This window comes from Streptomyces sp. JLBG701 (genome assembly GCF_058544905.1).
The window spans coordinates 9,644,458-9,668,505 of record NZ_CM178588.1; the positions used below are offsets into that span (position 1 = coordinate 9,644,458).

Sequence of the window (24,048 nt, forward strand, 5' to 3'; positions counted from 1 at the left end):
TTGAAGAAACGAGTTACGCCTCCATGACCGCCGCCCCCTCCGGTCCGGCCTTCTTCCTCCACGACATCCCGTTCAGCACGCACGGATCCTGGTTCTGCATCTCGCCCGTGCTCGCGGAGAAGACGCGTGCCGAGGACCTCCACCTTGTCTCGCACCAGAACGGCATGCACGCCGTCCTGCGATTGGTCCCCCTCGACCCGGCCACGGGCGAGCGGGCCGGGACGCGCACGGCGGCGACCCCGAGCATGCTCAGCTGGACCGGTGAGGGCGGGCGCATCGACCTCGCCTACGAGTCGCCGGACACCGTGCGCCTGCGCGGCACCGGTCTCGGACTGGGCGTCGGCGCGGCGGCACCTGCCCTGACCCCGTTCAGCGGCACGTACTTCTACCGCGACCCGGCCGCCGACGCCCACGTGTTCACCTCGTACGAGACCGGGCGCCGCTACCGGATCACCGTGCTGTCCGGCGCCCTGGCCGAGGTGTCCGGCACCCAGGCCCTGGGCGTCGCCGAGCGCGGTCTCACGGTCATGGCCGAGGGCGACGGACCGTGGGAGATCGCGGTCGAGGAGCTCGACGCGGCGCGGGCGCCCTACGTCTCGGCGACTACTTTCGGCAAGGTCGCGGAGGCCGCCCGGAACTCCTTCGCGGACTTCGTCGACGTGGTGGCCCCCTGGCGCTCGGCCGCCACCCCGGCCGCCGAACTCGCCGCGTACGTGGTGTGGTCGGCGACGGTACGCCCGGCCGGCCTGGTCACGCGGCCCGCCGTGTTGATGTCCAAGCACTGGATGGACAAGGTGTGGAGCTGGGACCACTGCTTCAACGCCCTTGCCCTGGCGCCCGGTTGCCCCGAGCTGGCCCGGGACCAGTTCGCGCTGCCCTTCGACCACCAAGACGAGAGCGGGGCCCTGCCCGACTCGGTGACGCACTCCGAGGTCCTCTACAACTTCGTCAAACCGCCCATCCACGGCTGGGCCTTCGGTCACCTCCGCAGACGCTTGCCCGAGCCCCTCGGCCAGGCCGAACTGACCGATGCGTACGGCATGTTGGAGCGCTGGACCGACTTCTGGCTCACCGCCCGCAGGGCCCCCGGCGCCGACCTGCCCCACTATCAGCACGGCAACGACAGCGGCTGGGACAACGCCACCACCTTCGACCCCGAACGCGTGGTCGTCACCGCGGACCTGGCCGCCTTTCTCATCCTCCAGATGCGCGAACTCTCCATTCTTGCAGGGGAGTTGGGCCGCCCGGATGACGCCGGCGACTGGACGCGGACAGCCGACGCGACCCAGTCGGCCATGCTCGGCCGGCTGTGGACCGGGGACCGGTTCGTCGCCCGCTCCGCGCACGGAGAGGACAGCTGGAGCAGCGCCGGCCTGCTCGACCTGATGCCCATCGTGCTCGGCGAGCAACTGCCGGACGAGATCAGCGCCGTACTGGCCGAGCGCATCGAGGCCCACCTGACCCCACACGGCCTCGCCACCGAACTGCCCACCTCCCCGCACTACCTCGCCGACGGCTACTGGCGCGGCCCCATCTGGGCACCCGCCACGGTCCTCGTCGAGGACGGCCTGCGCCGCGCGGGCCACATACGACTGGCGGACGAGATCAGCGCCCGCTTCCGCGCCCTGTGCGAGACATACGGCTTCGCGGAGAACTTCGACGCCCTGAGCGGCAAAGGCCTGCGTGACCGCGCCTACACCTGGACCGCCAGCAGCTACCTCCTCCTCGCCGAGGCCCACGAGCGGCGGCGCGGGGAGTCCGCCGGAACCGCCGGGACATCCGGAACCTCCGGCGGCTGAAGACCACCTGGGCCGAGCCGCGCCCAGGGGACACCGAACTCGGGAGACCCGCCATGCGCACACCCCGTATCCCCAGCCCTCCGAGACGAGGGCGCGTGTCCGTCGCGCTGGCCGCACTGGCCACCGCGCTCGCCACCGTCACCCTGCCCGGCACCACCGCGCACGCCGCCGACACCACCGTTACCGTCGACTTCTCCACCGCCGGGGGCGCCCCCGCCTACCGAGCCTCGGGGACCATCTACGGGATGTCCGAGGACGGTTCGCTGCCGCAGGACCACTTCTACACGGACATCAAATGGAAGTTCATGCGGGCCGGCGGCGCCCAGCTGGACAGTCCCGGCGGCTGGGTCGCCGGCAAGTACGACCGCCGCTGGAACTCCACCCTCGCCCAGTACAAGCGCACCAAGGCGCTCGGCGGGACCTTCGTCATCCTGCCGCACGACCTGTGGGGCGCGGACGGCACCACCACCCCCACCTACCCCGGTGACGGCGGGGACTGGTCGAACTTCGACGCGTTCTACACACGGCTGCTGTCCGACGTACTGGCGGCGGGCATGACGGACATCCAGTGGGACATCTGGAACGAGCCCGACTGCACGGCCTTCTGGGGATCGGGGCAGACCCAGTACCTGGAGATGTGGAAGCGGGCGTACGCGAAGATCAGAGCCGCGATCCCGGGCGCGGTCGTCGTCGGCCCGAGCACCTGCGGCAAACCCAGTGGTTCCGGCTCAAGTTGGTGGAACACGTACCTGGACTACGTCAAGGCCAACAGCGTCGCCCCCGACATCTACAGCTGGCACGACCTGCCCGGCGACCCCGTCACCGACAGCAACGCCGTCAAGTCCAAGCTCTCCGCCCGCTCGATGACCACCAGCCGCTCGTTCCAGGTCAACGAGTACGGCAACACCGACGAGCAGAACCCCGGACGTGGCGCCTGGTACATCTCCCGTCTGGAGCGGGCCGGAGCGGACGGCCTGCGCGCCAACTGGGCCTCCGCCGGCAACCTCCACGACTTCGAGGCCAACCTGCTCACCAAGACCGGCAGCCAGTACCTGCCGCTCGGCGAGTGGTTCATGTACCGCTACTACGGCTCGCAGTCCGGCAACATCGTCAACTTCATCCCCGGCACCAACACCGACGGGCTCGCGACCAAGGACAACACCGCGAAGAACGCGAAGATCCTGCTCGGCAGCAACGGCAACACGGGGACCGTCACGGTCAACCTCAACCGCCTCGACACCACCTCCGTGGTCGAGAACGGCCAGGTGCGCGCGGTCCTCCAGCGCATCCCCAACAACGGCGGCGGCGCCGTGACCGGCCCGGTCACCGTCTCCGACCAGACCCTGACCGTCAGCGGCAACGCCGCCTCCGTCACCGTCCCCTGGACGAACGCCTCCGACGGCTACACCGTCACCCTGCTCCCGCCGTCCGACACCACCGTCTCCACGGTCGCCGTCGCCCAGCACAGCGGCCAGTGCCTGGACGACACCAACCGCAGCACCGCCAACGGCACCCAGTACCAGCAGTACCACTGCGAGGGCGGGTACCAGCAGATGTTCGACTTCAAGCCGGTGAGCGGCAAAACCAACACGTACACCGTGGTGAACCAGTACAGCGGCAAGTGCCTGGACGTCTCCGGGGCCGCCACAGCCGACGGCGCCGCCGTCATCCAGTACACCTGCAACGGCGGCACCAACCAGCAGTTCACCCTCAACCCCGTCACCGCGCTCGGCAACAGCCAGGACTACCAGTTGGTCGCCGTCCACAGCGGCAAGTGCGTCGACGTCTCAGGGGTCTCCACCTCGGCCGGCGCGGCGATCCACCAGTGGACCTGCGACGCCGCAGGCGTCCTCGGCAGCAAGAAGAACCAGATCTGGCGACTGCTCGGCAAGGGCTGACCGCAGCGGCGTCGAGAGGCGGCCGGATCAGGCGGGCTGTGGGGTCAGGCGTCGGTGGCCCTTCCGGTCGTAGTACGCGGTCATCGCGAAGCCGAAGAGCAGCGCGATGGCCGCGCCGATCGCGATCATGATCCAGGCGCGGGTCAGGCCGGCGTCGCCGCGTGCGGCGAAGTAGAGGATCGCGCGGACGCCGTCGCTGAGCTGGCGCATGGGCTCGAAGTGGGAGAGGAACTCGTAGAAGCCGGGGACCGCTTGGAGCGGGACGGTGGCGCCCGAGGACGGCAGCCCAAGGACGATGAACACGAACATGGACACCAGCTGGCCGATCCCGCCGAAAGCCGCGTTGATGGCCTGGACGCCGAGGCCGACGGCCAGGGAGGCGCAGTAGGAGTAGATCCACAGCAGTGGGATGTGGGTCGCGTCCATGCCCAGGACGCTGATGCTGGCGAGCATCACGAGGGAGACGCTGATGAGGGTGATGCCGGCCGTCATGGCCATCTTCAGCAGGAGTGTCTGGGTGCGGTTGATCGGCACAGTGGGCAGGCGGGTGTGCCAGGGGCCGATCTCGTTGTCGGCGTAGCCGAGGGCGGTGTCCACGCCGTTGCTGATGACGTTGCCGCCCATGAATCCGGCCAGGACGAGCAGCAGGGTGTAGTAGAACGCGGTCAGTCCGAGTCCGCTGTGGTCGCCGAGGGGGTGGCCGACCTGGGTGGTGACGGTGACCGGGTCGGCGAGCAGCAGCTTCGTCGTGGAGTCGGCCGTGGCCGCCGTCGTGAGCTGCTTGCCGATGGTCTGCGAGGCCTGATGGGCGGCCGCCGTGGTGATCTGGCTTGCCAGGGAGGAACCGAGGCTGCCCTTGCCGGGGTTGGTGAGCACCGTGATGACCGGACGCTCGGTGGCCTTGGCCGTGGTCAGCGCGGCGACGGAGTCCGTGAAGTCCGAGGGGATCACCAGGGCGCCGTAGACCTTGCCGGAGTCCAGCTCGTCCTGGGCCTGCGCACGGGTGAGCGTGCGCCACTCGGCCTTGTCACTGGAGGTGTCGGCGGTGATGGCCCCGCTGATCTGCGTGCCCAGGTTCTGCTTCTGGCCGGGCAACGGCTTGCCCGTGTCCGCGTTGACGAGGGCGATGGGCAGGTCGTGCAGGTCGCGCTGCGGGTTGACGATCCCGCCCATGTAGAGCAGGGACAGCAGCAGGGCGAGCAGCCCGGTGAGGATCGTGGGCATCAGCCACAGCTTGGGGCGGCGCAGGAGTGCGGTGGCGCGTGCCTGAGGGCCGGTGCCGGGAGGCGTGGCGTCTGCGGTCATGAATCGTCCTTTTCGCGCTCTGGCACAGGGACTCGTCCTATGCGCCTGCGCGCGCCTTCTCGTACAGGACCGGGTCGTGGGCGCTGATGATCGTGAGGTCAGTATCGGCGCGCCGGTACAGCTCGGCGAGGCGGGCGTGGTTGTCGCGGACCTGCTTCAGGTCGAACCCGACGACGGTCTCCATGCCGCGCAGGGAGGCGGGGACCGGGGAGCGACCGTCAAGGGTGCCGTGGTGGTAGAAGGCGTCACCGGCGTGCAGCACCCAGCGCGTACCGGCGTCGACCGCCACGGCGGCGTGGCCGCGGGTGTGGCCGGGAAGGGCGATCAGGACGATGCCGGGAGCGATCGCGTCGAGTTCCCTGGCCGCTGCGAACCCGCGCCACTTTTCGCCGTCGGGACGGTGCTCGACCAGCTTCGGGCCGTGTGCCCACTGGGCTGGGCTGTAGCGGATGCGCTCCCGCCAGGAGGGGGCGTGCACGGCTCCGAGCGCCTCGTCCGCGGTGAGGTGGACCTCGGCGTGGGGGAAGTCGGAGAGGCCGCCGATGTGGTCGGCGTCGAAGTGGGTGAGCACGATGTGACGCACGTCGTCCGGGCGGAATCCGAGCGCCTCGACCTGGCGGACGGCGGTCTCCTCGGGGTCGAACGCCGGCCGGATGAAGCGGCGCGCCGGTCCGACGCGACGTTTGGGGTCGGCGATGTCGTCGAGGCCGTAGCCGGAGTCGACGAGGACCAGGCCGTTCGCGGTCTCGATCAAAAGGACGTGGCAGACGAGGCGGGCGCCGGGCGGATGCATGGTGCCGCAGTTGAGGTGGTGGACCTTCATGGCGGGCGTCCTTGGAGGTGTGAGGGGGGCGGGTACTGACCGGCCCCGGCCGTGGTCGTGGACGCCGGCCGGTCTGCGGCTGCCCGTCATTCACAGGCCTCCATCACACTTACGGCGTATGTCCATCTCCCCTCAAGCTAGACTTACGATATAAGTGCTGTCAAACGTCGGGTGGGTCAGGTCGCCGCGCGCCGTCGGCGGGGTGCCCGGTGGCGTGGGGCGTTGCGCAGGTTGTCGCGGACTCGCGTGAGAACGTCCGCCATCGCCGTGACGTCCTCCTCGTTCAGCGGGCCGAAGAGCTCTCTCGCGACGAGGTCGATGTGGCCGGGCAGCACGCGCGCCAGTGTCTCCCGCCCGGCCTCGGTGATCGTCACGGTCACCGAGCGTTCGTCGTCGGGCGACGGAGTGCGGACGATCAGGCCGTTCTGCTCCAGGCGGTCGGCCTGGTAGGTCAGTCCGCTGCGGCTGTAGACGACCCCGTCGGCGAGATCGGTCATGCGCAGGCTCTGGCCGGGGGCCTCGGCGAGCTGGGCCAGGACGCGGAACTGGATATAGCTGAGGCTGCCCTCGTCGCGCAGTTGCTGCTCGACCAGTTGTTGCAGCAGGGCTCCGGCCTCCATGAGGGCGAAGTAGGCCGCGATGTGCTGGGGCGTCGGCTCCATGGTCCACCATCCTTGCTTCGAGTTCGAAGTATGCTACCGTCAAGCATGTGATTCGAATTCGAAGTACTTTTGGCCTAATGCTTCGAATTCGAAGTAAATAGCCCGAGCGGGCCCAAGCAGGCCCCGGAGGAGGAGAAGAACGATGAAGATCGCCGTACTGGGCGCCACCGGCAACATCGGCTCACACGTCGTGAAGGAGGCGCTGTCCCAGGGGCACGAGGTCGTGGCCTACGTCCGCAACCCCGACGCGGTGCAGCCGCAGGCCGGACTGACCGTCGTGCGGGGCTCCCTCGACGACCGGTCCGCGATGGCGAAGGCCTTCGTCGGCAGCGACGCCGTGATCTCGGCCATCGGGGTCGCCATGCGCGCGAAGAAGCCCATCGACCTCATGCAGCGCACCCTGCCGGTCGTCACCGCCGCGGCGCGGGACGCCGGTGTCGAGAGGTTCGTGCTGGTGTCCGCGTTCGGGGTTGGGGACACGGCGGCGAAGGGGTCGTTCCTGGCGCGGCTGGTCTATCGCACGGTCGTCGCCGCGATATTCAAGGACAAGGAGCTCTCGGAGCAGAGCCTGCCCGCGAGTGGCCTGAACTGGACGATCGTCCACCCGGTCAACCTCAAGGAGGCCCCCGCCGCACCCGCTGCCACGGTCAAGAGCCTCGACCAGGTCGCCAAGGTCCCCGGTCTGCCCACCCTCCCGTTCGCGAACGTCGCGCGCGCCCTCGTCGAGATCGCCGGCGACCGCGGCCTCGCCGGGCAGCGCGTGCTGGTCACGACGGAGAAGGGGTGGAAGCCGCAGGGGCACGCGGGCTGATCGCGGCCGGTCAGGGCACCGACGGGCCGGTGATGAGGCGGCCCTTCGTGTCGTAGGGCCAGACGTTGGGTGTGCAGCCGAGCATGCCCTTGATCTGCTGCATCATCGCCGGGGCCGGCTTGCCCGCGCCGGGGCAGGTCACGTGGCCGTGGCCGAGGAAGTGGCCGACCTCGTGGTTGATGATCAGCGCCCGGTAGGCGTCCACGTCGTCGGCGTACACCGGGGTCGCCAGCAGCCACCGCTTGAGGTTGACCACGACGTCCTTGTCCACGCTGCAGTTGACCTCGCCGCCGGTGTTCAGCCCGTACCGGCCGCAGATCTTGTCCACTGTGCCCGGTGTGGCGAGCCGTACGACGAAGTCGGGTGTGCCGCCGGAGACGCGTCGAAAGGAGGACTTGCCGTCGGCGGTCCAGCCGCGCGGGTCGGCGAGTATGCCCTCCACCTGCCGGGCGACGTCGGCCGGCGACTGGGTCAGTCCGTCCTCGACCACGACCTCGTAGCGCAGCAGGCGGCTGCCCCGGCCCACGGTCTCGCTGCCGCCGGAGGCGGTGGTGAACGTGCCGGGGCCCGAGGGCGGGATGGTGATCGAGGGGGAGGAGTCGGGTGACGGGGTGCTCGTCCCGTCGGCCTTGGCGCCGGTTTTGTCGCCGTCCATCGCGGCGCTCGGTTTCGTGGACCTGTCCGGCGTCGGCCGGGACGAGGGCCGGCTGGGGGTGGCCGTGGGGCTCTCCTGGGAGTCGGTCGCGGAGGTTGCCGGTGGTGTCCGGTGCAGGGCCAGGGCGGTGGCGGAGGCCAGTACGGCGATCGCCGCCAGGCCCGCCAGCAGGGGCCCCTTGCTCGTTCGGCCGCGCCCGTCGGCGTGTGCGGGGCCCCTGCGGCGACGGCGGGACGGGGGAGTCGAACGCGCCGGACGGTGGGTGGTCGTGGTCATGGCCGTCAAGGCTGTGGAGGCCATGTGATGGGATCTAGCCCGAGAGGTAACGAAAATATAACGGTCAAGTCTCGGCGGGGTTATGTGATCGTCCCGTAACAGTTCCCCGGCCCGACGCCGTCTCCGCCTCAACTCCCTTGATCCGTACGGATAATGTGCACATGCCACGTGTCCTGCTCATCGAAGACGACCGCGCCGTCCGGGAGGGCGTCCTGCTCGCGCTGCGCCGCCAGGGGCACGATGTCAGCGGTGCCGCCACCGGCGAGGACGGGCTGGCCCAACTGCGGTCCTTCCGGCCGGATGTCGTCGTGCTCGATCTGATGCTGCCGGGGCTGAGCGGCCTGGAGGTGTGCCGCCGGATCCGTGCCGAGGACCAGGTGCCGATCATCATGGCGACCGCCCGGGGCGACGACACGGACATCGTGGTCGGGCTCGAAGCCGGGGCGGACGACTACGTCGTGAAGCCGGTGCAGGCGCGTGTGCTGGACGCCCGTATCCGCGCGGTCCTGCGCCGGGTCGGCGGCGCGCCCGCCGACGGCGGCATACCGAAGATCGAGACCCACGGCGAGGACGGTGAACTGGCCATCGACCGGGCCGGGTTGACCGTCACCCGGCAGGGCGAGCCGGTCGTCCTCGCACCCTCCGAGCTACGGCTCCTGCTGACCCTCTCGGCCTCGCCCGGCCAGGTGTTCTCCCGGCAGCAACTGCTGGAGGCGGTCTGGGAACACAGCTACCACGGCGACTCACGGCTGGTGGACGCCTGCGTCAAGCGGCTGCGCACCAAGATGGGCGAGCCGGCGGGGCAGCCGCGCTGGATCCAGACCGTGCGCGGCTTCGGCTACCGGTTCCAGTCCCGGTGAAGCCACCGCTGCGCGGACTGCGCGGCCGACTGCTCGTCGCCTTCGTGCTGGTCGCCGCCGTCGCCACCGTGACCACGGGCGCCCTGACCTTCCGCGAGGCCCGCATCGGAGTGCTCCAGCAGGGCCAGGACACCGTGATCAAGCGCCTCCGCTATCACGTCAACGCCATTGCGGCGGGCATCAGTTACCCGCCGACCCGGGCCGGCCTGGAGTGGGTCGCCGCAGAGGTGGCCCGCGCGGAACCGGGGCAGAACTGGCGGGTCCTGGCCACTTATGGCGAGCTGCGCGCCACCTCCACACCACGGGACGCGTTCAGCGAACTGACCCCCGCCATGCGGTCGGCAGTGGCCTCCCGCCGGGCCGCCGTCTTCCAGCGCGTTTCTACGGACGGCCGTTCCTCGCTCGTCGTCGGCATGCCCGTCACCCTGGAGATGCCCGAGCACCCGGCGTCCGGAGTCGCGGTCTTCCTCACGGTGCCGCAGACCGTCGAACAGGGCTACGTCGACGCCCTGGTCGCCGCCATCGGGCGGGCCGTCGTGCCCGCGCTGGGCGCCGCCGTCCTGCTCGCCCTGCTGGCCGCGCGGGGCGTGCTGCGGCCGGTGCGGGAGCTGCGGCGGGCCACCCGCAGGATGGCCGAGGGACACCTGGACACCCGGCTCGCCGTCAACGGCACCGACGAACTCGCCGATCTCTCGCACACCTTCAACGAGACCGCCGCGGCCCTGGAGGAGTCCGTCTCCGAACTGCGCCGCATGGAGGCCCGCGCCCGCCGCTTCGTCGCGGACGTGTCGCACGAACTGCGCACCCCGCTGGCCGCGATGTCGGCGGTCACCGACATCCTCGACGAGGACGCGGCCGGGCTCGATCCGGACACCGCCACCGCCGTACGGCTCATCAGCGAGGAGACCGTGAAGCTGGCCTGTCTGGTGGGCGACCTGATGGAGATCTCCCGCTTCGACGCGGGCGCCGCGGATCTGCAGCTGGACGACATCGACTTCGCCGAGTCCCTCCGGCGCACCCTCGCCGCCCGCGCCTGGCTGGACGCGGTGGATGCCCGGCTCCCAGGGCCCGGCGAACTGCGCGGCCGGGTCGACCCGCGCCGCCTCGACGTGGTCGTCGCCAACCTGGTCGGCAACGCGCTCCGGCACGGGGAACGGCCTGTACAACTCCGGCTGTACGCGAGGGAGATGGCGGACGCCGACGTATCGGGGTGGGCGGTCATCGAGGTGCTGGACAGCGGGCCGGGCATTCCCGCCGACGTCCTGCCCCACGTCTTCGACCGCTTCTACAAGTCGGACACCGCCCGGACCAGAACGGAGGGCAGCGGCCTCGGGCTCTCGATCACGGCCGAGAACGTCCACCTGCACGGCGGCACGGTCCGGGCGGCGAACCGGGCGGAGGGCGGCGCGGTGTTCACGGTCGAGATCCCGCTGCGACAGCCTCAGCCTCCGCAACAGTCCCTCGAACAGGGGGAGTCATGAGCCCCGCACTCCGGTCACTGCGGCCTGTGCTGCTGTTCGCGACCGTCCTCCTCCTCTCCTCCTGCGGCATCCCCGAGACCGGTGTGGTGGAGACCGGGGAGCCCGCGACCGGCATCCGGCCGGCCGAGGTCGTCTACTTCGTCAGCGAAGGCACCCTGATCGCCGTCCATCGTCAGGTCGTCTTCGACCCGGTCGGCGTCGAGTCGGCCGTGGAGAAGGTGTTCCAGGGGCCGGACGCCGCGGAACGCGGTAAGGGCATCACCACCGAGCTTCCGCGGCTGAGGAGGGACGCCGCGGTCCGGACGGACGGCGGGCGGGTGACGATCGAACTCCCGCGGGGCACCGAGCAGTTGACCGAGACAGCCCTCACCCAACTGATCTGCACAGCCGCCGACGCCGCGCCGGACGGCACCTCGACGACGGTGACCGTGACAGTCCCGGACTCCTGGCACGCCGAAGGCACCGGCGATTCCTGTCCCTCCTGATCAGCAGGGCCGGCGCCACACCCCGAGGTCCAGCTTCTTGCGCATGGACGACAGTTTCAGCTTGCGGGAATCGGCGCAGAACTCGCTGTTCGGCACCTCGTACTCGACGTGGAAGACCGCCTTGCCCGCCGCGATGAACGGACGGAGTTCGCCGCACTCGTCGTATTGGGCGCACTCCTCGTTGACCGCGAAGTCGAAGTGACGCAGGAGTTGGGGGATCTGCGAGAGGTCGTTCTTGAGGCCCACCGAGAGGCCGCGGGCGTGCGCGATGCCGGCGATCATGCGGTTGTAGGCGAGCTGGTCGCGTGCGGTCAGCGGGAATCCGGTCTCGTCGGCGTATCCCTCAAGGAGGTCGGGCTCCACCGCGTCGAAGCCCTTGGCCCGGCACATGTCGACCCGGCGCTCCATGATCGGCCGCAACACGTTCCGGCGCCGGATGTCCAGCCACCGCTCGCCCGCCCAGCCGTTGGACGCGCCGAGCACCGACCGAGGGAAGTCGTCCTGGTCGGGGCGGAAGTTCTCCCAGGCGCCCACGTTGATGTAGCAGATGACCTTGCGGCCGGCGCGGTGCAGACGGGCCACGTCCGCCGCGGAGTTCTCGAAGCCGTCGATGTCGTAGACAGGTACGTCGACGGACGTGTCGACCTTCCCGTCGAGCTGCCACTGCCAGGCCACCCCCGGGCGGGGCCGCCAGCGCTGCTTCTGAGCGGAGTCGGTGGCTTCGGCGGAGGCTGTGGGGGCCGAACTCGTGGGTGCGGCCGAGCTGTTGGAGGGGGACTTCACCGGGCCGGACGCCGTCGGCCTCGGACTCGCGGCGGGGGTCGACTGCTTCGTCGTACCCGAGGTCGGTCGGCCGTCGGCGGCTCCGGTCTCGCCGTCCGAACTCGAACATCCGGCCAGGGTGCCCACCAACACAGCGGCGCAGGCGCGTGCGATACGTCGTGTCATCGTTCCGTCTCCCTCAAAGCGGGCGTCAACTCGGCCCAGGGGTTGGGAAGTTCACCCGTCACCGGTCCGGCGACCCCCGCGCCCCGCTCGCCGGCGGTACGGACGGCGAGTGGAATCAGCGCCTCGGGGACGCCGTAGACGAGGTGGCAGAACCGTTCGGGTGGGTGCCGTGAGGTCCACGCCGGTCTGCTGAAGGCGGAGACGTACGTGGACCAGTGGCCCTCGAAGGTGACGAGCAGGTCGGCGACGCGGGCGTACCCCGGCGCCGGGTGGGCGCCGGGGTTCAGCACGACGGGCGCGGTGCCGAGCCGGCGTACGGCCCGCACCAGCCTTCTGCAGGCGGGCAGTTCGCCCGGATCCGCTGTCACCTGGTCGAGGAAGCAGCCGTCGGTCTGGTACCACTCGCGGTACTTGAGGACCTCCTCCGTCATCTCGGCCAGGGCACGGCCGCCGTAGTCGGTGTCGACATACCCGAGCAGCCGGGCCCCGGCCGTGCGCAGGGCCCCGGCCGCCGCGGCGAACGCTGGGTCGGGGCCCGGACCGGGGCCGTTCGCCGGGTTGAGGATCACCGCGTAGGTGTCGGAGGCCGCCCCGATCAGGCGGTGCCAGGCACCCGGATCCTCGGCCGGATGGACGTACAGCGGAATCAGCAGGCTCATGGCGCCCGGTCGCTTTCCAGGCGGGGGGAGTGCGTGCCCGACGTCGCCGCCCACAGGTCGGCCAGCGAGTCGTCGAGGGTGTACGACGGCCGCCAGTCGAGCGCGTCGTCGGCGGCCGTGATGTCGGAGCACTGCCAGGAGACCTCGCCCGAGCGGGCGGATCCGCCGCCGTCCTCCTCGATCCGGCCCCGGAACCCGGCCACACGCGCCAGCGCCCGCACCAGGTTTCGCACCGGAACCGCCTGTCCGCCGCCGATATTGAGGATGCCCGGCAGGGACTGCGGGGCCATGGCCGCGTACGCCGCCGCCCGCGCCACGTCACGTGCGTCGACGAAGTCGCGGTACGCCGACAGATCGCCGAGGCGGATCACCGCCTCCGGGTCCGGGCCGGCCTCCCGCAGCACACCGGCGACCCGCCCGGGCAGCCCGGTCGACGGGGCGCCGGCCCCCACCGGGTTGCCCACCCGCAGCACCACCGCGTCGAGCCTTGAGGCGGTGACCGTGATCGTGCCGGCGAGCTTGGTCGCGCCGTACACGGACTGCGGGTGTGTGGCGGCGGACTCCGTCACTCTTGTGTCCCGGATGCCGGGGCCGTACTCGGCGGCCGAGCCCAGGTGGACCAGACGCGCCTTGGGTGCCGCCGTCCGCAGCGCCGCACAAAGTACGGCTGGGCCACGGGAGTTGGTCTCGGTGAGGGTCACCGCGTCGCCGCCGGTCGCGCCCGCGCAGTTGATCACGGCGTCGGGTGCCGCGGCGGCCAGGTGGGTCGCCAGCTCGTCCGCGCGGGCGGTCGCGAGGTCGACGGCGAAGTCCGCGGTGGGCGTGCGGCCGCCGCCGAGCACCCGCACGCCGGTCACGGCGCGCAGGTGCTCGGCGACATGGCCGCCCAGATAGCCGGTGAAGCCAAGGACGAGAATGCGCATGCGGTGGTCAGGCTCCCTTGAGCAGCATCTGCCTGCGGCTGGTGAACTCGGCGTTGGCCCGGTCGTAGTCGTCGGGGCGGCCGATGTCCAGCCAGTACCCGTCGAACTCGTAGGCGTGCGGCGGGTTCTCGGTCTTGAGCAGGTCCAGGACCAGCTCGTCGAAGCCCAGCGGCAGCCCGGCGGTGTAGCCGTCGAGCGTGGACCGGGACAGCCCGTACACGCCCATGGAGACGTTGTAGTCCATGCTCGGCTTCTCGGTGAAGGCGACGACACGGCTGTCGGTGGTGGTCAGTACACCGAAGTCGATGTGCACCTTGCGGGCGTACGTGGCGATGGTGAGCGGCGCGTCGGAGCCGCGGTGCTGCCGCAGTACGTCCGCGTAGTCGAGGTCGGTGAGGACGTCGCCGTTCATGACCAGGAACGTCTCGGGCAGCCGCTCGCGCATGGTGAGCAGCGGGCCCATCGTGCCCAGGGGGCTCTCCTCGGTGGCGTAGTCGATGGACATGCCCCACTGGCTGCCGTCGCCGACGTAGGCGCGGATGATCTCGCCGAGGTGGCCGATGGCGATGGTGCAGTGGGTGAAACCGGCCGTCGCGAGCTGGCGCAGCACGATCTCCAGGATGGCGTGCTGGTCGCCTATGGGCACGAGCGGCTTGGGCAGCGCGGTGGTGTAGGGCCGCAGCCGGACGCCCTTGCCTCCCGCCAGGATCACTGCGTGCATGGGACTCCTCCTTCGTGTCCTTCGTGGACGTGCCGGTCGGGTCAGATGTTGTAGATGCCGGTCTTGTAGCGGGAGAGATTGGCGGGGTCGCGGAAGAACTCCACGGTGTGCGCGAGGCCTTCCTCCAGGGTGTGCGCGGGCTGCCAGCCGGTGGCCGCCGTCAGCCGGCTCGCGTCGGCGACCAGCCGCATCACCTCCGAGTTGGCGGGCCGGATGCGCGCGGTGTCCTCGCGTACGTCGAGCGCGGTGTCCATCACCTTGCCGATCAGCGCGACGAGGTCACCGACCGAGATCTCCCCGCCGGTACCGGCGTTGAAGGTGCGGCCCACGACCTGCTCGGCGGGCGCGGTGCCCACCGTGAGGAACGCCTGCGCGGTGTCCTTGACGTAGGTGAAGTCCCGGGTGGGGCGCAGATCGCCGAGGGTGATGGTCCGTTCCCCGGCGGCCACTTGGCCGATGACGGTGGGGATGACGGCCCGCATCGACTGGCGCGGCCCGAAGGTGTTGAACGGCCGCAGCGTCACCACGGGAGTGTCGAAGCTCGCGTAGTAGCTGTCGGCCAGCCGGTCGCCGCCCGCCTTCGAAGCGGCGTACGGGGACTGGGTGTTGATGGGGTGGTCCTCGGTGATCGGCACGGTCTGCGCGGTGCCGTACGTCTCGCTGGTCGAGGTGTGCACCAGCCGGGGCGTGCCCAGCGCGCGGACCGCCTCCAGCACGTTGAGCGTGCCGGTGACATTGGTGTCCACATAGCTGTGCGGCGCCTGATAGGAGTACGGGATCGCGATGAGCGCGGCCAAGTGGTAGGCGCAGTCGGCGCCTTCGAGCAGACCGCGGACCGAGCCCGGGTCCCGTACGTCGCCCAGGACGATCTCGACGTGGTCGAGGACGTCCGGCGACAGGGTCTCCAGCCAGCCGTAGGAGGAGAAGGAGTTGTACTGCGCCATGGCCCTCACCCGGTGCCCTGAGGCGACGAGCGCCTCGGTGAGGTGGGAGCCGATGAAACCCTCGGCTCCGGTGACTGCGGCGAGTGGTGCGGTACTCAACTCGTAGGTCCTTCCGGTCGGTTGTGCTTCGGTGGGGGGTGTTCCGGATCCGCCGGAGGCAGTGCCGTGCGGCGTTGCGGAGGTGGAGCTGTGCAAGGAAGGTCAGGCGTGCGGTGCGGGTCGCCCCAGCAGGCGCAGCACGCACGCCGTAAGACACAGGGCGGCCGCGCCGCAGCACAGCGACAGCGCGTCGATGCCCGGTGGCGGGTGGTAGAGGGTGAGCGCCCCGGCCCCGGCGGCGGCCGCGAGGCACACCCCGGCCGGCGGCCAGGCCACCCCGAAGGCCTGGAGGAGCAACGCCGTCCACAGAGCCGCCGCGAGCAGCAGCAGCGGGGTGGGTGCGGAGCCGGTGAGCAGTGCCGCCGGGAGCAGGGGCAGCAGATACACGCACAGACAGAGGGCGAGGATGCCCGCCGAACGCAGCTGGAAGGCGGTCGGTGTGGCGGTCGCCCGCAGTGCCGCCACCGACAGCCCGCGGTACCGGTACAGCAGCCACTCGGCCGGCCCCATGCTCACGGTCAGCACGATCACCGCGTACGGCTCCTCGCGCCCCGCCAGCAGCACCAGCGACCCGGCGGCCAGCCCGAACAGGCCGTACGGCAGCGACCGCAGCAGCGGCGGCCGGGTGGCTCCCGGCGCCGGGGAGTTGGCCATGGCCGTGCGCAGGACCCAGCCGGCCGCGGCGACCGCGCCCAGCAGGGACAGCAGCGGGAGCCCGGCCCGCAGTACGGGGCCCGGCTCCCACCACGGCAGTACCGCGGCACCGGCGATCAGCGGACCGAGCGCGGCGAGCAGCAGCCGTTCACCGCCGAGCACCAGCAGCACACCGGCCGCCGCGAGGTACACCGACTGCGCTGCCGCGGCCAGGGCTGCCGGGCCGGACGCGGTGACCAGTGTCCCGGCGGCCGTCGCGGCGAGGGCGCCGAGTGGTGCGCCCTTGAGGAGGGTGCGTCCCGCCTCCCGGCGGCCCGTGGTCATGCGCAGGAAGGCCCGGTGGCCCAGCGCCTGCCCCCAGGCCCAGGAGACGAGCCCGGCCACGACCAGGACGGACACGGCGCGTTCGGCGTGCCACAGGGGCGCGGTGAGCAGGTAGGCGAGTCCGGGCAGCGCGAACAGGGCTCCGCGCAGTGCGCACCGTACGTGGTCCGGGCGCCAGGGGTCGGCCGGCGGCGCGGGTTCCGGAAAGGTGCGCGGGACCAGCTCGTAGAGGGCGGTGGCGAGGGAGAAGAGGTTCGGGTGGCCGTACCGCTCCTGGATGACCTCGGCGGTCAGTCCCTCCGACTCCAACAGTGCGGCGACCTCGTAGGGGTGCACGGCGGGACCGATACGGTCGGCCAGCTCGGCGGCGAGCGAGTCGACCGCGCGCCGGTCCGCGCCCCAGCTCGGCAGGCGGCGCAGGGACGGGGGGCGGTTGCCGGGTACCCGGGCGGCGGGTAATCGGGTGTCGGCCAGCCGGAGGGACAGTACGTCCCCGTCGGCGCCGCCCGGTTCGAGCTCCATCGGTCCGCTCATCCGGCCAGGCTCCCCGTCCTCGCGGGCAACGGGGCGGCCACCGGGGCGAGCTCCGTGTCGGTGGCCGGCTGCCACATCCGGCCCAGAGCCGACAGCTCCAGATAGATCGAGCGGAAGGTGTCGACGGTCTGGCGCAGCGTGAACTGCTCGATCACCCGCAGCCGGGCCCCCTCGCCCATCGTGCGGCGCCGCTCCGGATCGCCCAGCAGCTCCAGCGCGGCGGCGGCCATCCTGGCCGGGTCGCGCGGCGGAACGACCAGACCGGTGTCCCCGACGGCCTCCCGCACCCCGCCGACGTCCGTGGAGACGGTCGCCCGCCCACACGACATGGCCTCGATCAGGGTGAACGGAAAACCCTCGCTGATGCTGGAGAGCATCACGACGTTCCCGGCGGCGTAGGCGTCCTTGATGTCGTCGACCCGGCCCTCGAAGATGACCGCGTCCCCGTGACCGAGCTCGGCGGCCAGGGTCTGGCACCGCTCCCGGTAGACCTCGCCGCCCCGGGGCGTGCCGCCGAACAACCGCAGTGCCGCGTCCGGGAGTTGATCCCGGACCAGCGCGAAGGCGCGGATGAGGGTCTCCAGGTCCTTGATCGGGTCGACCCGCCCCGCCCAGCTGAGGGTGGGCCGCTCCGGCTCGGGTCCGGCCGGCGGGAAGGCGCCGGGATCGACGCCGTTGTACACGGTGCGGATCGACTCGGGGTCCGCGCCACCCTGTTCCTCCCACAGCCGGTTGTAGCGGTTGCCCGGCGTGATCAGGGCCGCCCTTCGGTACGTCTCCTCGGCCAGCAGCCGGAAGAAGCCCAGGACGACGGCCTTCACGGGCCAGCGGTAGGGGGCGGTGCGGTAGCCGAGGTAGCGCTCGCGCAGATAGACACCGTGCTCGGTCAACAGCAGCGGTACGCCGTGCCGTTCGAGCGCGGCCAGACCCGGCAGTACGGCGACGCCGCCGCTGACCGCGTGCGCCACCCCGTCCTCGGGCAGCGGCGTGGCCAGGGGCCGCAGGGCGTGCTCCAGGAGGGCGGTCGCGGTGATCGCGTCGTGCAGGCTCGGGCGGGCCTCCCGTACGGCCAGGCCCGGGCGGTTCCACACCGACGTGAGGATGCCGATCGCCGCGTCGCCGCGCAGGAAGGGACTCAACGTCCCGTCCGCCGCGGCCCGGGCCATCGTGTACAGGGCGGCGGCGAACCCGTCCTCGGCACAGGGGTCGAGGAGCGCCGTGAGGAACTGCTCGTAGGCGACGGCCAGTTGGTTGCGGCCTCTGCCGCGCGGGGCGCGGCCGTCGGGCGCCGGCCCCCACATGGGGACGGACACGACGCGCGAGACGTGCGCGGGGATGTCCCACACGGTCGGCTCACGACCCGTTCCGGTGACGGCGACGACCTCGAAGTCGAGGTCGGGCATGCCGGTGACGAGCTGGTCGCACCAGACACTCACCCCGCCGTGACTGTGCGGGTAGGTGCCTTCGGTGAGCAGGGTGACGCGCGTCGAGCCGGAGCGGCGCGCGCCGTGGTGAACGTGCATGGGTGTGCTCCACGTCCGAGGTCGGTGGCGGTCGTTCCGGTCCCGGCCGCGAAGGGTGCGGCCGGAACCGTCGTGCTGCGGGCCGCGCTCAGTTCTCCGGGACGTACGGCACCTGCTCGGTCACGCCGGCGGGCACCAGGGTCGAGGGGGTGGTGGACGTCGTAGCCGTGTCGGTGGCGTCGACGGCCGTGTCCGTGGACAGAGCTGCCGTGGACGACGGCAGGGTGAGCGTGAACGGCGTGCCGGCCGAGGTGGTCCAGCCGGACACCTCGCCCGCGTAGGCGTCACCGAAGGCGGCGGTGCCCTGTGTGGTGCCGGTGGGCATGGTCGCGGTCACGGCCAGCCCGTCGGGCGCCTCGACGGTCACCGTGTCGCCGACGCGGTAGGCGGTGACCTGGCTGGCGTCGAGTGCCGCGTCCCAGGCCGCGCGCCGCTGCGTCTCGACACCGATGGCCTTCATCCGCAGGTTCACCACGGGGGTGCTGTCCGCGAACAGCGCGTTGTAGCCCTCGATGACGCCGCTGAGCACCGGATAGGCGATGCGGTCCTCGGCCAGGTTCGACTGGTGGATGTAGTGCGGCTTGGGGTCGTTGGCCAGCACGTGCCCGAGGGCGTTCCTGGTCTCCATCGGCACGATGTAGTCGGCGTATCCGGTGGTGGTGTCCAGCGGCGTCGACAGACAGGTGGTGGTGGCGGGGTTGTCCTCGCAGATGCCGCTGCCGCCCTGGGCGCGGCTGGTGTAGATCCAGTTGTACTCGTCGACCTGCTCGGCCGCGTGCCCGGCGTTGTAGAAGACGTTCATCGGGTAGCGCGGGACGGTCGTCGCGGGACCGACCTGACGCGCCCCGGGATCACGGGAGTTGTCCGAGGCGAGCCAGGTCACGCCGCCCGCGACCAGCGCGGGCGCCAGGTTGGGGTTGTCCTCGGGCTGCTGCGGCAGGATCTTCAGGCCGGAGTGCTCACCGGTCACCAACTCGTCGGTCTCCAGCGGGAGTCCGACGCTCTGACCCCAGATGCGGTTGGTGGCGATCTCGTCGGAGATCTCGCTCTGGCTGACCCATGCGGTGGAGCCGTCGGTGTTGGTGGAGCACACCCACGGCACCACGGTGACGTCCTGGACGCAGCCGAGATAGGGGTGCGAGTAGGTGTGGTTGACCCAGCGGAAACTGTCGCGGTCGGCGACGAACTGGTCGGCGAGCTCGTCGACGCCGTCGTTGTCCTCGCGCTGGCTCACGCTGCCGTAGCCGTTGTAGACCATGTCGAGCGTGATGTTGTGGTCGCTCTGCCAGTCGAGCGCGTAGTCGACATCGGCCGGGGTCATCCGGATCGGGTCCGGGGTGGCGTTCGGGTCGGTGCAGTCGACGTCGCCGGGCGTGCAGTTGAGGGTGCTGTCCCAGCGGTCGTCGGCCGCGAACACGTCGTCGACGTGCACCGCGAAGTAGTTGTGGGAAGCGCCGAGATGCACCCCGCCGGTCATCCACTCCACGATGCCGCGCGCCAGCAGCCGGAACTGCTGCTGGTACTGGTTGTAGACGAACGTGACCACGAGCTCGCGCCGCCCGTCGTGCCGGTACTCGCCGACCAGCGAACCCCGTGTCGACTGCCCCGGGATGGCCGCGTCGACGTAGGGCGTGAAGTCCGCCCCCGTGACCGGCGTCGACAGATAGGCGTAACTCTCACCCACATCGGGGGAGTTGTCCTCGAAGGGCACGGTCCCGTCCAGATAGCCGAACGGTCCCGCGAGGCCGGCCGTGGTGACCTGCGCCGTCACCCCGTCGGCGCTGCCGGCGTAGCCACCGTAGGCCGGATCCGGGTACTGCAGCCCGGCCTCCGGACGCGCGTAGGTGTAGGCGTCGACCTGTGGGATCGCGTACGTCTGCTCATAGGCCGCCAGCGCCGCCATCTCGGCGGAGCCCGTCGCGAACGGGTTGTCGTTGGGCAGGACCACGGCCTGGAACTTCGCGCGCGGTACGCCGTCCACCGTGTCCGCCAGGAAGTCCGCGTCGATCACGGGTCTCGCGGAGTCCTGGAGGTTGATTTCCGTGTACGGCGTTCCGGCCGTGTCCAGTTCGGCTTCGATGGCCTCGGTGGACGGTCCCGAGTCGCTCACGACCAGGACCCGCAGATCGACGCGGGGCGTGACCGTGTCGGCGTGTGCCGTGGTGGCGGGTAAGGCGAGCGAGGCGATGAGTGCGCCCACGGTGAGCGCGGTCGTGCGTATGGTCCGCTGCATTGCGGTGTTGTCCCCTCCCCGGGCAGGGGTGAGCACTGCTCCCGTCGGAGCGGACGCACCCCCTGTGCGACGCCACGCCCCCCTCAGACGCCAGTCGTCAGCACATCAGTCGCGACACATCGTGGTGTGCCTGTGTAGCTTTCGTGGTCATTCGGCGAAACGTGACGGAAAAGCGCGGCGTCCATCTGGGGGCGCGGCGCCCCGAACGTCCCTTGCCGGGAACCGAGTTGGGGCGGTCGGGGTGCACGCGAACGGTCCTGTGGGCTGATCCCGGCCCGGTCAGGGTATGTGCGGGGCCCCGGGCGGCCGAGCTGGACCGTCGAGATCCGGACCGAGATGTCCGCAGCGTTTCCGTCCGGATTTGGGCCAACTTGAGTCTCGGTATGTGGACGGCGGCCGGTCCGCGCGCGCCGCGCGGACCGGCCGCCGTCAGCGGCTCGTCATACCGTCTCTCAGGGGCAGACCACGCGGGTCTCGGGCGTGTAGACCGGGCCGCCACTGACGCTCGTGCTGTCGCTGAACTCGGCGTAGTAGTACGAGTAGAAGCCGATGTTGCCGCTGCAGCCGGAGTCGGCGGCGACCTGAAGGGTCAGAGTGACGGTCCGGCTCTGGCCGGGCGGAATGGTCGCGCCGTAGTTGGTGCCGAGGTTGGCGGGGCCGGTGCCGGAGCAGGCGGTGGGGCCTGCGTCCGTGGCCAGGCTGCAGCCGGTGAAGCTGTACTTCAGATCGGGCCGCTGGGTGGTCAGCCACGTCGGGTCGATCGTCTGGTAGACGAACCAGATGTCGTAGGTCTGGTTGTTGGTGAGGGTCATCGACAGGTTCACGGTGCCACCAGGGGTGGTGGTCGCGGTGTCGGTGGTGAACGTCAGGTCGGCTTCGGCCGCGCTCGCGGTGGGGGCCAGGCCGAACAGGGCGAGGGCAAGGGCGAAGACGGCGGTGAGACCGAGGCGTCTCAGCAGTGTGGTTCGCATGGCTCGGGAGGCTAAGCAGGCGTCGAGCGCACCGTCTGCCCCGCCCGGAGCACAGGCAACGCCCGTCGGCCGAAAGTGTACGTCTTGTGAAGGCGGTGTATCCGGGTCGTCACGGGATGCGGCCGCGCGCAACGCTGCAAGGCACCGCAGGTGTGGGGGAGTTGGCCGCGTGGGGCGGGTGGTGCCGGACGGCTTCGCGTGGCCATTGAATGGATTTGGCGAATACCGCACGGGACGGGTCCGCACCCGCACACCTCACGTACCGACGACTTTCACATCAGGGTCACCGGACCCTTCCCTGACGTTTGGTGCTCTTGGAACACTCCAACCGCGCGCATTCCGTCACCGATCCGGCCAGACGTAACCGCCTGGAACTCCAGCAGGACGAGAGGTCCCTCACCCATGTCCGAAGTCAACCGGCGCCGCTTCCTCCAACTCGCGGGCGCCACCACGGCGTTCACCGCACTGTCGAGCAGCATCGAGCGTGCCGCGGCGCTCCCGGCCAACCACCGCACGGGATCGATCGAGGACGTCGAGCACATCGTCGTCCTGATGCAGGAGAACCGCTCGTTCGACCACTACTTCGGCAAGCTGCGGGGCGTTCGCGGCTTCGGCGACCCGCGGCCGGTCACCCTCGGAGACGGCAAGTCGGTCTGGCACCAGTCGGACGGCACGAAGGACATCCTCCCCTTCCACCCCGACGCCGACGACCTGGGCATGGCGTTCCTCCAGGACCTCCCGCACGGCTGGAACGACGGACACGCCGCGGTCAACGAGGGCAAGTACGACAAGTGGGTCCCCGCCAAGGGCTCCACGACGATGGCGTACCTGAACCGCGAGGACATCCCGTTCCACTACGCGCTCGCCGACGCCTTCACCATCTGCGACGCCTACCACTGCTCGTTCATCGGCTCCACCGACCCGAACCGCTACTACATGTGGACGGGTTACACGGGCAACGACGGCAAGGGCGGCGGGCCCGTCCTCGGCAACGACGAGGTCGGCTACGGCTGGACGACCTACCCGGAGCGCCTGGAGGCGGCGGGCGTCTCCTGGAAGATCTACCAGGACGTCGGCGACGGCCTCGACGCGAACGGCAGCTGGGGCTGGATCCAGGACGCCTACCGCGGCAACTACGGCGACAACTCGCTCCTCTACTTCAACCAGTACCGCAACGCCCAGCCCGGCGACCCGCTGTACGACAAGGCCCGCACCGGCACCGACGCCCGCAAGGGCGAGGGCTTCTTCGACCAGCTGAAGGCCGACGTGAACGGCGGCAAGCTGCCGCAGATCTCCTGGATCGTCGCCCCCGAGGCCTTCACCGAGCACCCGAACTGGCCCGCGAACTACGGCGCCTGGTACGTCGCCCAGGTCCTCGACGCGCTCACCGCAGACCCGGCCGTGTGGGCGAAGACGGCCCTGTTCATCACCTACGACGAGAACGACGGCTTCTTCGACCACCTGGTCCCGCCGTTCCCGCCCGCCTCCGCCGCGCAGGGCAAGTCCACGGTCGACGTGGGCCCCGACCTCTTCACCGGCGACAGCAGCCATGTCGCCGGCGCGTACGGCCTCGGCCAGCGGGTGCCGATGCTGGTCGTCTCGCCCTGGAGCAAGGGCGGTTTCGTCACCTCGGAGACGCTCGACCACACCTCGATCATCCGGTTCATGGAGAACCGCTTCGGCGTGCACGAGCCCAACATCTCGCCCTGGCGGCGTGCGGTCTGCGGCGACCTGACCTCGGCCTTCGACTTCTCCCGCAAGGACACCAAGCCGGTCGCGCTCCCGGACACCGACGGCTACCAGCCCCCGGACAACGTCCGCCACCCCGACTACGTGCCGACCCCGCCCGCCAACCCGGTCCTGCCCAAGCAGGAGCGCGGCCTGCGCCTGGCCCGCCCCCTCAAGTACGCGCCGTTCGTGGACGGTTCGGCGGACACGGCGGCCGGAAAGTTCACCCTCACCTTCGCCTCCGGGGCGAAGGCCGGCGCCGCCTTCCTGGTCACCTCCGGCAACCGCACGGACGGCTCCTGGACGTACACCACCGAGGCCGGCAAGACCGTCGCCGACACCTGGAACTCGGCGTACTCCAGCGGCTCGTACGACCTGACCGTGCACGGCCCCAACGGCTTCCTGCGCGTCTTCAAGGGCCCGAACAAGAAGGCCGGCCCCGAGGTCACCGCGCGGCACCACGGCGACTGCGTCGAGCTGACCTTCACCAACAAGGGCTCCGGCACAGTGCAGTTGAAGGTGGTCAGTGGCTACGGCGGCCGTCCGCAGACCTTCAAGGTGCGTCCCGGTGCCACGGTGCGGCACTCGGTCGACCTGGCCGCGACCAGGCGCTGGTACGACCTGACCGTGACGTCCGACGCGGACGCGACCTTCCTGCGCCGGTTCACCGGTCACGTCGAGAACGGGCGCCCCGGTGTCAGCGACCCGGCGATCGTGAGCGGCTGACCTTCG

20 protein-coding genes are annotated in these 24,048 nt (G+C 70.7%); 7 read left to right on the forward strand and 13 right to left on the reverse strand.

The annotated features are described in order from the left end of the window. Nucleotides 1-23: 23 nt before the first annotated feature. Entirely contained in the window at nt 24-1,799 is a 1,776-nt protein-coding gene (locus AC5DRG_RS44130; protein ID WP_491805574.1) for an amylo-alpha-1,6-glucosidase, read from the forward strand. Nucleotides 1,800-1,894: 95 nt separating this feature from the next. Next, complete coding sequence (locus tag AC5DRG_RS44135; RefSeq protein WP_491805576.1) at nt 1,895-3,697, forward strand: RICIN domain-containing protein; 1,803 nt, start codon at nt 1,895-1,897, stop codon at nt 3,695-3,697. Nucleotides 3,698-3,724: 27 nt separating this feature from the next. On the opposite strand, the gene AC5DRG_RS44140 is transcribed toward AC5DRG_RS44135, so the two are convergent. The 3 genes from AC5DRG_RS44140 to AC5DRG_RS44150 all read right to left on the reverse strand — a co-directional run bounded on the left by AC5DRG_RS44140 (nt 3,725) and on the right by AC5DRG_RS44150 (nt 6,487). Further along, a complete protein-coding gene (locus tag AC5DRG_RS44140) occupies nt 3,725-5,002 on the reverse strand; it encodes a YhgE/Pip domain-containing protein (RefSeq protein ID WP_491805578.1) in 1,278 nt (425 codons plus the stop codon). Between the two features lie 37 nt (nt 5,003-5,039). Continuing rightward, a complete protein-coding gene (locus AC5DRG_RS44145) occupies nt 5,040-5,825 on the reverse strand; it encodes an MBL fold metallo-hydrolase (RefSeq protein ID WP_491805580.1) in 786 nt (261 codons plus the stop codon). 176 nt (nt 5,826-6,001) lie between these two features. Further along, a complete protein-coding gene (locus AC5DRG_RS44150) occupies nt 6,002-6,487 on the reverse strand; it encodes a MarR family winged helix-turn-helix transcriptional regulator (RefSeq protein ID WP_491805582.1) in 486 nt (161 codons plus the stop codon). A 142-nt stretch (nt 6,488-6,629) separates the two neighbouring features. Between AC5DRG_RS44150 and AC5DRG_RS44155 the strand changes: the two genes are divergently transcribed. Continuing rightward, entirely contained in the window at nt 6,630-7,298 is a 669-nt protein-coding gene (locus AC5DRG_RS44155; protein WP_491805583.1) for an NAD(P)-dependent oxidoreductase, read from the forward strand. Between the two features lie 10 nt (nt 7,299-7,308). Here AC5DRG_RS44155 and AC5DRG_RS44160 read toward each other — a convergent pair whose 3' ends face one another. Further along, the gene (locus AC5DRG_RS44160; protein ID WP_491805585.1) at nt 7,309-8,229 is read right to left on the reverse strand and encodes a DUF3152 domain-containing protein; all 921 of its coding nucleotides are present in this window, start codon (nt 8,227-8,229) and stop codon (nt 7,309-7,311) included. Nucleotides 8,230-8,390: 161 nt separating this feature from the next. On the opposite strand from AC5DRG_RS44160, the gene AC5DRG_RS44165 reads away from it, so the two are divergent. Genes AC5DRG_RS44165 through AC5DRG_RS44175 form a run of 3 tightly spaced genes read left to right on the forward strand, consistent with a single transcriptional unit; the run spans nt 8,391 to nt 11,055 of the window. Next, the gene (locus AC5DRG_RS44165; RefSeq protein ID WP_491805587.1) at nt 8,391-9,089 is read left to right on the forward strand and encodes a response regulator; all 699 of its coding nucleotides are present in this window, start codon (nt 8,391-8,393) and stop codon (nt 9,087-9,089) included. Beyond that, entirely contained in the window at nt 9,086-10,570 is a 1,485-nt protein-coding gene (locus AC5DRG_RS44170; protein ID WP_491805588.1) for an ATP-binding protein, read from the forward strand. The genes AC5DRG_RS44165 and AC5DRG_RS44170 overlap by 4 nt, the downstream gene beginning before the upstream one ends. Continuing rightward, a complete protein-coding gene (locus tag AC5DRG_RS44175; protein ID WP_491805590.1) occupies nt 10,567-11,055 on the forward strand; it encodes a hypothetical protein in 489 nt (162 codons plus the stop codon). The genes AC5DRG_RS44170 and AC5DRG_RS44175 overlap by 4 nt, the downstream gene beginning before the upstream one ends. On the opposite strand, the gene AC5DRG_RS44180 is transcribed toward AC5DRG_RS44175, so the two are convergent. The 9 genes from AC5DRG_RS44180 to AC5DRG_RS44220 form a co-directional block, all read right to left on the reverse strand. After that, nucleotides 11,056-12,003 carry an endo alpha-1,4 polygalactosaminidase gene (locus AC5DRG_RS44180; RefSeq protein WP_491805592.1) on the reverse strand — a complete coding sequence of 316 codons (948 nt, stop codon included), beginning with the start codon at nt 12,001-12,003 and terminating at the stop codon, nt 11,056-11,058. It abuts the gene before it with no gap. Next, nucleotides 12,000-12,662, reverse strand: a complete 663-nt coding sequence (locus AC5DRG_RS44185; RefSeq protein ID WP_491805594.1) for a spherulation-specific family 4 protein — start codon at nt 12,660-12,662, stop codon at nt 12,000-12,002. Before AC5DRG_RS44185 ends, AC5DRG_RS44180 begins: the two co-directional genes overlap by 4 nt. Beyond that, nucleotides 12,659-13,585 carry an NAD-dependent epimerase/dehydratase family protein gene (locus tag AC5DRG_RS44190; RefSeq protein WP_491805596.1) on the reverse strand — a complete coding sequence of 309 codons (927 nt, stop codon included), beginning with the start codon at nt 13,583-13,585 and terminating at the stop codon, nt 12,659-12,661. Before AC5DRG_RS44190 ends, AC5DRG_RS44185 begins: the two co-directional genes overlap by 4 nt. 7 nt (nt 13,586-13,592) lie before the next feature. Then, nucleotides 13,593-14,306, reverse strand: coding sequence for a nucleotidyltransferase family protein (locus tag AC5DRG_RS44195; protein WP_491805598.1), 714 nt, complete (start codon nt 14,304-14,306; stop codon nt 13,593-13,595). A 41-nt stretch (nt 14,307-14,347) separates the two neighbouring features. Beyond that, the gene (locus AC5DRG_RS44200) at nt 14,348-15,349 is read right to left on the reverse strand and encodes a GDP-mannose 4,6-dehydratase (protein WP_491805600.1); all 1,002 of its coding nucleotides are present in this window, start codon (nt 15,347-15,349) and stop codon (nt 14,348-14,350) included. A 102-nt stretch (nt 15,350-15,451) separates the two neighbouring features. Beyond that, nucleotides 15,452-16,861, reverse strand: a complete 1,410-nt coding sequence (locus AC5DRG_RS44205; protein WP_491805602.1) for a hypothetical protein — start codon at nt 16,859-16,861, stop codon at nt 15,452-15,454. Then, nucleotides 16,858-18,384, reverse strand: coding sequence for a GT4 family glycosyltransferase PelF (pelF, locus tag AC5DRG_RS44210; protein WP_491805604.1), 1,527 nt, complete (start codon nt 18,382-18,384; stop codon nt 16,858-16,860). The genes AC5DRG_RS44205 and pelF overlap by 4 nt, the downstream gene beginning before the upstream one ends. Before the next feature lie 88 nt (nt 18,385-18,472). Next, entirely contained in the window at nt 18,473-20,617 is a 2,145-nt protein-coding gene (locus tag AC5DRG_RS44215; RefSeq protein WP_491805606.1) for a hypothetical protein, read from the reverse strand. A 452-nt stretch (nt 20,618-21,069) separates the two neighbouring features. Beyond that, nucleotides 21,070-21,588 (reverse strand): hypothetical protein, encoded by a 519-nt coding sequence (locus AC5DRG_RS44220; RefSeq protein WP_491805608.1) that lies wholly within the window; start codon nt 21,586-21,588, stop codon nt 21,070-21,072. Nucleotides 21,589-21,990: 402 nt separating this feature from the next. Between AC5DRG_RS44220 and AC5DRG_RS44225 the strand changes: the two genes are divergently transcribed. Then, nucleotides 21,991-24,042 (forward strand): phosphocholine-specific phospholipase C, encoded by a 2,052-nt coding sequence (locus AC5DRG_RS44225; protein ID WP_491805609.1) that lies wholly within the window; start codon nt 21,991-21,993, stop codon nt 24,040-24,042. Nucleotides 24,043-24,048: the final 6 nt, after the last annotated feature.